The following is a 12201-nucleotide window of genomic DNA, read 5'->3' as shown; positions in this document are numbered from 1 at the left end:
GAGGCGTCAGCGCGCTGCCGGCTCCCAGCGGCGCGTCCGGCTTGGGGATTCGCTGATCTGCACCGTGGCTTCGATCGTCGTCTCGCCGGGGACGCGAAGTGCACTTCCTTTCACCAGCAACCGGAAGCTATCAGGCTCGTTCGATGAGCCCGCTATGTAGCGGAATGACGGACCGTTGATCGCGATGCGGCCGAATTTCGGCTGATTCATGACGACAACTTGGTCGATGAGAAGGGTCGACCAACGAAGTCCCTGCACGCATTCCGCGCCCGCACGGAGTTCAATCGCCCAACTTACAACGTCCGAGCGAAGCCGGATCGGCTCCGGTCGAAGAATGCATGTGCCCCCTGCCCGCGCAGGCGCCTGGCCGGCCAATATCATGAACGTGGCGACGAGAAGAACGAGGCGGACTGAGTAGCTGGGCATGGTAAAGGCTGCCGGGTAGATCTTCCGAAGGGAACGCATAAACCGTAGTGGCAACCATATTGGCGCCGACATTGCACCGCAACAAACATCCCGATAGTATTAAGTCCAGCCGCTCGCCTGACACCTCATGGCCACGACGATCAGGCGGCCTTCGCTTTCAGTACCGTTAATCCACACGGCAACCAACGTCCGGCACGAATGACCATTCAATCCGAACGAAGCGCTTCGATTGCTCTTCACCGCAGACCTGCGCCGCCTTCGGTGCCGATCGCCGGCCTGACGATGTACGCGCTGCTCGGCTTGATGGTGGCCGGCCCGTATCTGACGCTCAAAACGCTGCCCTACACGGGCGAAGGAAGCGTTCTTCGGCAACTTGCCTTCACGGGCATCTATATCGCGGCGATGACCGCGGCACGTGTTGCGGCCAACCCGCGCCGTCTCTTTCCGCTCCCCTTCAGCCTCGGACTCACGCTCGTATGGTTCTGGCTCAGCCTTACCTGGGCGGTCGATCCCGACATCGCCATGCGTCGTCTCCTGCTCACGACGATGATCGTCCTCACCGTATTCAGCATGGTCGACATTCTGGGCTATGCGAGGACCATTCTCATCTTCCGCGAGATGATGATCGTGATTCTCGCGATCAATTTTCTGTCCGTTGTTCTGTTACCCTCGGTGGGCATCCACCAGCAGTTGGACGTCGAGGGATTTGGTCTCGATCCCGAATTGATCGGAAACTGGAAGGGAGTTCTGACGCAGAAGAACTTCGCCGGCGCGGTCTGTGCGCTCACGATCACCGTCTTTCTGTTCGATGCCCGTTCGATCAAGACCTGGATTCGATGGGCAGTGATCCTTGCCAGCGCGTTTTTCCTGTTCAAGACGCATGCTAAAACGTCGATTGGCATGATCGTCGTGTCCCTGACGGCCGGGTGGGCGTTCCAGGTCTACAATCCGAAATTTCGGCCGCTGCTCCTGCCGGCCCTGCTAGGCACACTTCTGGTGATCGTCGGTCTCGCGATCGCATATTGGAGCGACATCCAAGCGATCTTCAGCCGGCCGGACGCGTTCACCGGACGCGTGCACATCTGGTCGACATTGCTGTCTTATTGGAAGGACAATTGGTTGCTCGGTTCGGGCTACGGCTCGTTCTGGAATATCGGCGGCAACAAGAGTCCGCTGTACCACTACGTCAGAGAGACAGATTGGGTTGCCCTGGTCGCGATCGGACACAACGGCTACATCGATCTGCTCTGCCAGACCGGGCTTCCAGGGCTCGTCCTGGTGATTCTGTCGACGGTTATCATCCCGCTCGCGAACCTGGGCTCCGGATCGATCCCGCGCAGTCAGCGGGGCCTGCTCGCATCCTTCCTGATCTTCTGTGTCGGTCATAATCTCACGGAAACAAGCGTGCTAGACCGGGACTCCATCGTCGGCATCCTCTTGATGTTCACAATCGCATTGATCCTGGCGTCTGCGCGCTCGGCGCAGTCTGCGCCCGCGACGGCGGTGCCCAGCCTGCATGGTTGAAACTATTGAGCCAAGGCAACAGACAACACTCTGGGCTTGAAAAGGCGCTTCGGTACGGTCTGGCAGCGGTCGGGCCGGTTGCAACCGCGGGCAGCCAGTTCATTCTGTCATTGCAGCTGCTGCACGTTCTCGACATCAAGTCGTTCGGGAGCTTCGCCTTCCTGTTGGTCACCTCGCAATTCAGCAGCGGCGTCTGGAGCGCGTTGTTCTGCGCGCCACTTCCCGTGCTTGTCACGCAAGGCTCCGCCGAGCAGCGGCAAACGATGTTGCGTTGCCTTTTCGCGACCAATCTCGTGCTCGCGGCAGTCGCATTCTTCGCATTCTGGGCATTGGGAGCAGCCCTCGGGATCGCGCACGGCGCGGCCGCACTGTTCGCAGGGTACGGCGCTTTCGCGCTGCTCCGCTGGTTCGGCCGGGCCTACGCCTACGTCACCGGACGGCAGATCAGGGCCACCATGTCCGATTTGCTGTACAGCTTCGCGCTCCTCGCGGGACTTGGGACAATCTACCTCTCGAAATCCTCCGATCTCTATCTGCCAAATGCAGCGCTGATGATCAGCGCCGTTCTGAGTCTGATTCCGTTCGGGGGCTCCTATCTCCTGCAACAATTCGTCAAACTCTCCTTCCGCGACATTCCCCGTTATCGCGAGGTCTGGCGCCGGCATTCGAGCTGGTCGCTGACCGGCGTGGTAACCACCGAAGCCACCGCCAATGCGCACGCCTATATCGTCACCTTCATTCTCGGACCGACCGCGTTCGCCCCCCTGTCGGCGAGTGCATTGCTGATCCGCCCCATCAGCGTCGTCATGAACGCGCTGACCGACTTCGAACGTCCGCAGATGGCGCGCCAGCTCGACGCCGGCAGCTTCGACGGTGCGCTACATTCCCTGCGCACTTTCCGCATCGCCATGATCGGAATTTGGGCGCTGACCGCCGTGGCGGCCGTCGCCCTCATCGCGCTCGCTCCACGCCTGGTCTTCCCCGAACGCTATGCAATCGACTATGTGGCAGCCGCGGCCGCGTTGTGGATGGCCGTCGCGGGAATGCGATCGCTACGCACCGCCGACAGCGTTCTGCTTCAGGCGGGCGGCGTATTCCGCGAGCTCGCCTATGCCAGCATGATTTCGTCCGGCGTTTCGGTGCTGGCTGTCATCGCCTTGCTGTTCTGGGTCGGGCCGCTCTGGTCCATTGCGGGAATCCTCATCGGCGAGGTGGTTTATGCCGCCTGGATCTGGCGTGAGGCCGCACTCTGGCGACGTCGCCAGCTCGCCGCCCGCTCCAATCCCTCCGGGCCGATTGCAGCTTCGTCCGGGGACGATCAAACCCAGCCACGCGAGCGCGTCGACGAGGAGCAGACTTCATGAAAGTCTCAGTCGGCATCAAGGCCCTGAACGAAGAGGGCCACATCGCCGCATCGCTCGCGAGCGCCGTCGAGGCCGTTCGCTCGTTTGGCGGTGAGGTCATCCTGGCGGACAGTGGCTCGACCGACCGTACGATAGAGATCGCCAAACAGTTCCCGGTGAGGATCTATCAGCTCGCGGTTCCTTCCGAACGCTCGTGCGGTACCGGTGCGCAGCTCGCCTTCCAGCATGCCAACGGCGACTATTTCTATCTGCTGGACGGAGACATGGTGCTCGATCCGTCGTTCCTCCCTGCCGGGATCTCCTTTCTCGAATCCAATTCCGCCTTCGCCGCGGTCGGTGGTCGGGTCCGCGAAGTCAACACCGATACCGAAGAGTACAAGATCCGCGCCAGCACAGTGCAGGCCGATGCGAACTGGCGGCCTGGCACAGTCGATCGGCTCGATTGTGGTGGCCTCTATCGCGCATCCGCGCTGAAGGAGCTCGGGTATTTCGCCGACCGCAATCTCCACGCCTTCGAGGAGTTCGAGCTCGGCGCACGCCTGCGCGAACGGGGCTGGCAACTCGCCCGGATCGACGTTCCCGCCGTCGATCACCACGGCCATACCATGGGAAGCTTCAAGCTGCTGTGGCGGCGGTTGAAATCCGGCTACGCGGCGGCGCATGGCGAGGTCTTGCGGGGCGCGATCGGCAAGCCGCATCTGTCCTTGGTCGTCCGGCACCTCAGTCATATCAGGAACAGCATTGCCGTGATCGCCTGGTGGGCCGCGCTGATCGTGCTTGCCTTCCTGTATCCTCTTATCGCGCTGACCCTCCTCGTGCTGCCATTGCTGCTGCTGGTCGTGCGCAGGAAGTCGCTTCGACTCGGTCTCTACTCCTTCACGATGTGGAATACATATGCTTGGGGGCTACTCGCCGGGCTGTTCAGCTCCCGGACGCCGCCCGAGCGGAGAATCGATTCAGTCGAGCTCGCCGTACCGCTACCCGACCCAGCGCGGGCCTCACAACGGCAATGACAACTCACTCCCGATGCTTGCAGATGATTTCCAGCAGAGTAGCCCGATGAAGCGCATATCGGTGATCGCACCGCATTTCCAGGAGTACTCGCTGCTCTTCGCCAATGCACTCTCGCGCAATGCTCCCGTCAGGCTATTCATCGACCTGAAGCGATTGAAGAGCGAGTTCAGCGACCGCGAGATGCCCGTCGCTGCCAACGTTACCCTCCACCATGTCGGACTCAATTCGATCCTCGACGTATTCCGAATTCTTTTCGGAATGATCCGATCGCGCTCCAACGAGCTGTTTGTTCAAGAAGCTTCCGGCCTGCTCAAATCGATCATCTGCGCCTGCGTGGTCACCGTCGCTCGCCCTTTCTGCAAGGTGATCCTGACAGTACACGACCCGGTGCCGCATTCCGGACGCGATGCAGCCATTGCCGGCCGTCTCGATCGCTTTCGCCGCTATGTCCGCGGGCGGGCTCACGTCGTGCTCGTGCACGGGCGCTTTTGCTACGACGAGTACGTCGCGAACCACGACTTCCCCGGACAAAAGGTGCATATCACGGAGCACGGCGTCATCCTGTCCGACGGAGAGACGACCGAAGCTCCTTCAGCCCCATTCAGCATCCTGTTCTTCGGCCGAATGGAGGAATACAAGGGCGTGGACGTGCTGTGCGAGGCTGCCGAGATCCTGAAGGACGAGAACATCGACTTCAGGCTCCGCATCGCCGGACGCGGACCCGAGATCGATCGCTTCCAGCAACGATACGAACGCATTCCCGGCGTGGAAGTGCTCAACACGTTCGTTCCGGCAAAGGGGCTCGTCGAATCGATCGCGGATGCCGACTGCGTCGTCTTGCCGTATTTGAGCGCGACGCAGAGCGGCGTCCTGGCGGGAGCCTTCGCCAACGGCCGTTTCGTGATTGCGAGCCGGGTTGGCGGCATTCCGGACATCGTCACTCACATGGAAGACGGAATTCTCGTACCGCCGAACGATCCTCGGGCGCTGGCCGATGCTCTGAAGCTTGCCGCATCCGACAGCGAGCTTCGCCAGCGTCTGAAGGCCGGAGCGCGCCACACCACTGACACACGGCTCCGCTGGGACCGGATCGTCGACAACCTGCGCTCGGTCTACTGATGTCGTCGTCCGACGTGCGGTACCGCCCCGACATCGACGGCCTGCGGGCCGTCGCGGTCGTTGGCGTGCTGATTTTCCACGTTGCCCAATCGTTTCTTCGCGGTGGCTACGTCGGGGTCGACGTCTTTTTCGTGATTTCCGGCTATCTCATCAGCTCGAATATCCTTGCGCAGGCCGAGCAGGGAAAATTCAGCATCGCGCGGTTCTACGAGCATAGGCTGCGGCGGATATTTCCGGCCTATGCCGTCGTGCTGGCTTTCACCACCGCGGCCGTCGTCTGGAAGTTCGTCCCGAGCGAGATCAACGCCTATGCGAAGGCGCTCGGCGCGGCGATCGCCTCCATCACCAATATCTACTTCTGGGCCACGTCGGACTATTTCGCGGTCGCGGCCGAAGAATTGCCGTTGTTGCACACGTGGTCGCTTGCCGTCGAAGAACAGTTCTATCTCCTGTTTCCGTTTCTGGTTGTTGCCATCCATCGATGGTTTCCCGGACGGCACGGCGTCATCGTCCTCGCGATCTTTCTTGTCTCACTGGCCGTCAGCATCTGGGGAGCCTATGCGGCCCCGATCGCCACGTTCTATCTCCTTCCGACGCGTGCCTGGGAGCTGCTGCTGGGAACGCTGCTTGCGCTCAAGATCGGGCCATCGCCGCGAACCGAACTGCAGAGAAACCTGACAGCCGCTGCGGGGCTCGCGCTGATCGCACTCCCCATGTTTCTCTATTGGCCGTATACGCGGTTTCCGGGACTGGCAGCCGTTCCTCCTTGTCTGGGCGCAGCCCTGATCATGCTGGCCGGCGAAACCGGCAGCAGCCTGGTCGGCCGGCTGTTGTCGATGCGTCCCGTCGTGTTCGTCGGATTGATCTCATACTCGCTCTATCTCTGGCACTGGCCTCTCATGGTGCTTCAACGCACCGATTTCCTGCTGGTGCACAGCGACTCCCGTCTGGTCACGCGCGGGGCGGTCTTCGTCGCCTCCTTTGCCTGCGCAATTCTGTCCTGGTGGATCGTCGAACGGACCACGCGCAACCGGCGGATCGTCTCTTCCAGAGCCGTTGTCCTGGGCTCCGGCGCGGCAGCATTGACGCTGCTGCTCGCAGCCGGCGTCCTGAGCTACACCGGGGGTTTCCAGCAGCGCTTCCCGCCCGACGCTTTGGCTGTCGCGCGATATCTCGACTACGATGAGAAGACGCAGTTTCGTGAGGGCAGTTGCTTTCTCGACCGCGACACCCCGTTCAAGCGCTTCGATCGGGCCGCCTGCCTGCCGGACATCCCGGGACGCCCCAGCTATCTCCTGATCGGCGATAGTCACGCCGCGGCAATCTCCTCCGGATTACGTCAGGCCTTTCCCGACGCGAACGTCCTTCAGCTCTCGGGCGTCGGTTGTCCGCCGACAATCGCACTTCAACCTGCCGCCAGCGAGGCCTGCAGCGGCCTGAACCATGTTGCTTTCGAAGAACTCCCCAGGACGCGCAAGATCACCAAGGCCTGGCTGGTCGCGCGATGGAATGTCGGGCGCCTCGGCCAAGGGCCTGGCTGGAACAAGGACTGGCTGACAGATCTGCTGCAGACCGTGGAGGATCTGCGGCGGCATGGTATCGATCCGATCGTGATCGGTCCGATGCCGGAATATGAGTCCCGCTTGCCGAGATTGCTGGCGAAGTCGATCCAGACCCACGACCCCGGACTTGCGTCTCGCTCTCTGACGCCGGATTCACTCGCGCTGGATCGCCAGATGGCCGACTTCACCAGGAAACACGGGATCGCCTACGTGTCTCTTGCTGATGCCGTCTGTTCAGGCTCCGACAGAAGCTGCATCACCTACGCAGCTCCGGGTGTGCCGCTGCTGTTCGACAGCGATCATCTGACGGACATCGGAGCGGCCCTGGTCGCGGAGAAAATCTCTCCGCAGCTTCGGTGACTGCAATCAGTCACCTGCCGCGTCCGCGCTGGCCCCGACTCATCTCGAGCAGCAGCATGTCATGGATGTGATCCCGTAATAGTACGGAAATCGAAATCAGAACCAGCCCGGTTCACTCGTAAATTCTTCACCTCGTTCGATGAAACGAGAAACAGCTCATCGAAAGATGACGCGACTCGATCGCGGATCTTACCGCTCAATTTTTCGGCGCACAGCATGCGCGTCTTCATGTCGCGGCTCTCAATCGTCTCATTCGAACGAACGAGGCGACTGCAGAATACGCTGACGAGCAGCTGATCCAGCAACGCACGGAAATCTGCATTTCCGGGAAAGAACGCGGCATTATTTCTACTCACACCAGCGAAATGCGAAATCGCAAGCTGTCTGCGCGACAGCTTTGTGACAAGTTATTTCCATTCGCCGATCGTGTCTCAGCAAGAGCGTGCTCATTATTTGCGCCTGCAAGAACCACGGGCGCCAAATTCTGAACAGATTATTGACTGAAGTAGCGCCTACTGAGGTTGAGCGCGACGATTCATATTTGGACGATTTGTTGTAAATCTTGAGGGTCACACCAAGCTGAAATTTGCAAATGAGTGGCTTTTTGCGCCTAGGAATTCAAGGAGAGGCGCATGGCTACCTACGTTACTGCGAACGGATTGGTGCTTCCAATCTCTCAAACGCCGGACAACTGGCCCGCAGGCACGACAGCTTCGGAAACTCAGATCGGCACGTCCGGGAATGATCAGTTCCAGGGTGCAGGCGGCGATCTCCTGATCGGCGGAGCCGGAGACGATACATATTTTCTCTGGGATTCGGCATCCACGATCACCGAGCAGGCTGGCCAGGGGATCGACACCGTCTACTCCGAATATTGGGGTGCGGTTACCCTTTCTGACAATGTCGAAAACCTGTTCTTGAGGTCCGACGGCTCGACTTCGGCAACAGGCAACGCATTGAACAACATCATCGTGGCCGGCGCGATCGGCGCAACGCTCGACGGCGGGGCGGGCGATGACGTTCTGGTCGGCGGCGCGGGAGCCGATATCTTCAAGGTCACAGCGGGCAACGGCTCGGATGCGATCGTGAACTTCAAACCGAGCAGCGACGTCGTCAAACTGAGCGGCTACGGCATATCGAGCTTCGATCAATTGATGTCGCTCGGAACCCAGAACGGTTCCGACGTCCAGTTCACCTTCGCCAATGGCGAGAAGCTGGTCCTGCGCGACGTGAGCCTTTCCGATCTGACCGCCTACGACTTCGGCCTCCCCGCTGCCGTCTCGGCGTTGCAGCCCGGCTACAGCGAGCTGGTCGGATCCGGCGAGATCGCCGTCGCGAACGGCTGGGTGATCTTCAACAATGTCTGGAATCCTGGAAACCTCGGATCGAGCGACTATTCTATCTCCGGCTCGTACAAGGCTGCCGACCTCACCGATCACACGACGTTCACCTGGTCGTTTCCGCTCGTGACCGAGGCCGTCTCGACCGTTCGCGCCTATCCCGAAATAAGCTTCGGTCCGAATCCTCTCAGCGACGTTCAGACCCCGGCACCCGGCGCCGTCTTCCCGGTCCAATTGAGCTCCTTGTCCGGTCTCACCGCCAGCTTCGACCTCTCCTATCAGGGGAACATGGACGGCTTCGATGTCTCCTTCGACATCTGGCTGACCAGCGTGCCCAATGGTGGAGCATCGACCATCACGAACGAAATCATGGTCTGGCTGCACAAGGGAGACGTCAAGCCGTACGGCGATCTGATCGGCACCTATCAGGACGGCGCCATCTCCGCCAAGATATATCATGGTGACAACAATGGCCGCCCCTACACCGCCGTCGTTCTCGATACGGATCTGCCCGCGGGCAGCATCGACTTCAGTGGAATATTGAACAAGCTCCAGAGCCTCGGCATCGTATCCTCCAGCGAATATCTGGCGTCGATCGAACTCGGTGCCGAGGTCGTTTCCGGAGCGGGATCGCTGACCATCAACGATCTCGATTTCGCCGTCAAAACCAAGGACGCGCTCGGTGCCGTCACGTCGACCACGATTAGCGGCACCGACGTGACGAGCACCGTGACGACACCCGGCACGACCTCGGTGCCGGTGATCGGCTCGTTCTCACCCGACACCAATGTGGTCGGGGACGGCCTCACCAGCGCCAACAAGATCACCTTGAACGGCGGCGCCGCGGTCGTCGGCAGCACCATCGAGATCTACGATAACGGCACCAAGATAGGAACGGCGATCACGGGGGCCGATAATTCCTGGTCATTCACGACCTCGACCCTGTCGGACGGCACCCACGTTTTCACGAGCAAGATGATCGACTCCGCCGGCAACGCCAGCGCGTCTTCGGCCGCTCTGAACGTGACGGTCGACACGACCGCACCGAACGCGCCGACCTTGCTTTCGATTACCCCGGACAGCAACATCGCGGGCGACGGTATCACCAACGCCAACCAGATCACCCTGCATGGCGCGGCGGCGGCCGGTATCACCGTGGAAATATTCGAAAGCGGCAACCTGATCGGTACCGCCGTTGCTGGCAGCGACGGTCTGTGGTCGTTCGCTACGGCGACGTTGTCGGACGGAAAGTACAGCTTCAGCAGCAAGGCGATCGACGCGGCCGGCAATGTCAGCACGGCTTCCACCTCGTTCGGCGTGACGGTCGATACTGTCGCGCCAAACAAGCCCGCGTTCTACGGGACCGCACCCGACGGACATGTCGTGGCCAGCGGGGCGACCAACGCCAATCATATCACCCTGAACGGGGCCGCGCTGCCAAACAGCACGATCAAGATTTTCGACGGCAGCACGCAGATCGGAACCGCTCCCGTCGACGGCAACGGTATCTGGACTTTCGTGACAGCAGCACTGGCCGACGGCAATCACACACTCACCGCCAAGACCATGGACGCAGCGGGCAATCTCAGCGCCGCATCGACCGCTCTGGCCATCACGGTGGACACCGTCGCGCCCGATGCACCCGTCCTGCTGTCATTCTCACCCGATAGCAACATCGCCGGCGACGGTATCACCGGCTCGAACCACATCACGCTGAACGGCGCAGCAGCGGTCGGCAGCACCATCAAGATCTACGATGGGGGTACCCTGATCGGTACCGCCGTCGCCGACAGCAGCGGACTGTGGTCATATGCGACCGCCACGCTGTCGGACGGTACTCATGCCTTCACGAGCAAAGTGCTCGATGCGGCGGGCAATCTCAGCGCGGCGTCCTCTGCCATGAAAGTGACGATCGACACGGTAGCGCCGAACAAGCCCGGCTTCTCCGCGTTCGCTCCCGACGGCCATCTCGTCACCGGTGGCGCCGTGAACGCCAACCACATCACATTGAGCGGCGGCGCTGCGGCCAACACCACCATCAAGATTTTCGACGGAGCGACGCAGATCGGAACCGCGTCGGTCGATAGCAAGGGCGTATGGTCCTTTACGACCGCCGCGCTGGCCGACGGCAATCACACGCTCACCGCCAAGACGATGGATACGGCCGGCAATCTCAGCGCGGCATCGACGGCCCTGAGCGTTACGGTGGATACCGTCGCGCCCGATGCGCCCGCCCTGCAATCGTTCTCGCCCGACAGCAACGTCGTCGGTGACGGCATCACGGGCGCCAATCAGATCACACTGAATGGGGCGGCGGCGGTCGGCGCCACCGTCAAGGTCTACGATGGCAGCATTCTGATCGGTACCGCGGTCGCCAACAGCAGCGGTCTCTGGTCGTACGCGACGGCGGCGCTGACGGATGGCACTCATACCTTCACCAGCAAGGCGGTCGACGCGGCGGGCAATTACAGCACGGCGTCCTCGGCCTTGAAGGTCACGGTCGACACCGCGGCTCCCAACAAGCCGGGTTTTTCCGCCTTCGCGCCCGACGGCCATCTGGTCACCAGCGGCGCCACGAATGCCAACCACATCACGCTCGACGGCGGCGCTGCGGCCAACAGCACGGTCAAGATCTACGACGGCGCTACACAGATCGGAACCGCATCGGTCGATGGCAACGGCGTATGGTCGTTCACGACCGCGACCCTAGCCGACGGCAATCACACGCTTACCGCCAAGGCCATGGACGCCGCCGGCAATCTCAGCGCGGCCTCGACCGCGCTGAGTGTCGCGGTCGATACCGTCGCACCTGATGCGCCGGCCGTGTTATCGTTCTCGCCTGACAGCAATGTCGTTGGCGACGGCATCACGAACGCCAAACAAGTCACGCTGACTGGCGCGGCGACAGCCGGCCTTGCCGTCAAGGTCTATGACGGCACCACGCAGATCGGCAGCACGACCGCCGGAAGCGACGGCACCTGGTCCTTCGCCACGGCAGCGCTGTCCGACGGCAATCACAGCTTCACGAGCAAGGCGGTCGATACGGCCGGCAATGTGAGCGCCGCGTCCTCCGTCTTGAAGGTCACGGTCGATACGGTCGCACCTGGGACGCCCAACTTCACGGCCTATGACCCGAGCGGTCATGCGATGAGCAATGGCGCGTCGACCAGCGTCGATCAGTTCACCCTGAAGGGCGGAGCCGCAGCCAATATGACAATCGAGATATTCGATGGTTCGACGCGGATCGGCACGACGACGACCAACAGCAGCGGCGTCTGGTCGTTTACGACCGCCACGCTGGCCGATGGCACTCACGCGATCACCGGAGATGCAGTGGACGCCGCCGGTAACCACAGCGCAGTATCGGCCGCGGTGAACCTGACGGTCTGGCATGATCTGGTAGTCTAAGCTGCCAAGACGGCCCGCCCCATCCCGCGCAAGCTGTTTGGAAGCAGCTCGACGCGGGGTGGCCTGCCTGTGTTCCTTCAACTG

General features: G+C 61.4%; 8 protein-coding genes. 6 read left to right on the top strand and 2 right to left on the bottom strand.

Annotated features, from left to right (window positions below; genetic code table 11):
* Positions 1-6 precede the first annotated feature (6 nt).
* Positions 7-210 carry a hypothetical protein gene (locus AB7532_RS07520; protein ID WP_441234169.1) on the bottom strand — a complete coding sequence of 68 codons (204 nt, stop codon included), beginning with the start codon at positions 208-210 and terminating at the stop codon, positions 7-9.
* Positions 211-624: 414 nt separating this feature from the next.
* Here AB7532_RS07520 and AB7532_RS07515 point away from each other — a divergent pair, with 414 nt between their 5' ends.
* The 5 genes from AB7532_RS07515 to AB7532_RS07495 all read left to right on the top strand — a co-directional run bounded on the left by AB7532_RS07515 (position 625) and on the right by AB7532_RS07495 (position 7369).
* Complete coding sequence (locus AB7532_RS07515; RefSeq protein ID WP_441234168.1) at positions 625-1950, top strand: O-antigen ligase family protein; 1326 nt, start codon at positions 625-627, stop codon at positions 1948-1950.
* A 110-nt stretch (positions 1951-2060) separates the two neighbouring features.
* The gene (locus AB7532_RS07510) at positions 2061-3314 is read left to right on the top strand and encodes a hypothetical protein (protein WP_441234167.1); all 1254 of its coding nucleotides are present in this window, start codon (positions 2061-2063) and stop codon (positions 3312-3314) included.
* The gene (locus tag AB7532_RS07505) at positions 3311-4327 is read left to right on the top strand and encodes a glycosyltransferase family 2 protein (RefSeq protein WP_441234166.1); all 1017 of its coding nucleotides are present in this window, start codon (positions 3311-3313) and stop codon (positions 4325-4327) included. Before AB7532_RS07510 ends, AB7532_RS07505 begins: the two co-directional genes overlap by 4 nt.
* 46 nt (positions 4328-4373) lie before the next feature.
* The gene (locus AB7532_RS07500) at positions 4374-5447 is read left to right on the top strand and encodes a glycosyltransferase family 4 protein (protein WP_441234165.1); all 1074 of its coding nucleotides are present in this window, start codon (positions 4374-4376) and stop codon (positions 5445-5447) included.
* Positions 5447-7369 carry an acyltransferase family protein gene (locus AB7532_RS07495; protein ID WP_441234164.1) on the top strand — a complete coding sequence of 641 codons (1923 nt, stop codon included), beginning with the start codon at positions 5447-5449 and terminating at the stop codon, positions 7367-7369. Before AB7532_RS07500 ends, AB7532_RS07495 begins: the two co-directional genes overlap by 1 nt.
* A gap of 59 nt (positions 7370-7428) precedes the next feature.
* On the opposite strand, the gene AB7532_RS07490 is transcribed toward AB7532_RS07495, so the two are convergent.
* Positions 7429-7599 carry a hypothetical protein gene (locus AB7532_RS07490; protein ID WP_441234163.1) on the bottom strand — a complete coding sequence of 57 codons (171 nt, stop codon included), beginning with the start codon at positions 7597-7599 and terminating at the stop codon, positions 7429-7431.
* Between the two features lie 402 nt (positions 7600-8001).
* Here AB7532_RS07490 and AB7532_RS07485 point away from each other — a divergent pair, with 402 nt between their 5' ends.
* Positions 8002-12117, top strand: coding sequence for an Ig-like domain-containing protein (locus AB7532_RS07485; protein ID WP_441234162.1), 4116 nt, complete (start codon positions 8002-8004; stop codon positions 12115-12117).
* Positions 12118-12201: the final 84 nt, after the last annotated feature.

The organism is Bradyrhizobium sp. 930_D9_N1_4 (assembly GCF_052076015.1).
Classification (GTDB): Bacteria; Pseudomonadota; Alphaproteobacteria; order Rhizobiales; family Xanthobacteraceae; genus Bradyrhizobium.
This window is presented reverse-complemented; position numbering and strand designations above follow the sequence as displayed.

Coding starts and splice junctions, on each gene's coding strand:
- AB7532_RS07520 (WP_441234169.1), bottom strand. CDS start 210: ATGAATCAGCCGAAATTCGGCCGCATCGCGATCAACGGTCCGTCATTC.
- AB7532_RS07515 (WP_441234168.1), top strand. CDS start 625: ATGACCATTCAATCCGAACGAAGCGCTTCGATTGCTCTTCACCGCAGA.
- AB7532_RS07505 (WP_441234166.1), top strand. CDS start 3,311: ATGAAAGTCTCAGTCGGCATCAAGGCCCTGAACGAAGAGGGCCACATC.
- AB7532_RS07500 (WP_441234165.1), top strand. CDS start 4,374: ATGAAGCGCATATCGGTGATCGCACCGCATTTCCAGGAGTACTCGCTG.
- AB7532_RS07495 (WP_441234164.1), top strand. CDS start 5,447: ATGTCGTCGTCCGACGTGCGGTACCGCCCCGACATCGACGGCCTGCGG.
- AB7532_RS07490 (WP_441234163.1), bottom strand. CDS start 7,599: ATGAAGACGCGCATGCTGTGCGCCGAAAAATTGAGCGGTAAGATCCGC.
- AB7532_RS07485 (WP_441234162.1), top strand. CDS start 8,002: ATGGCTACCTACGTTACTGCGAACGGATTGGTGCTTCCAATCTCTCAA.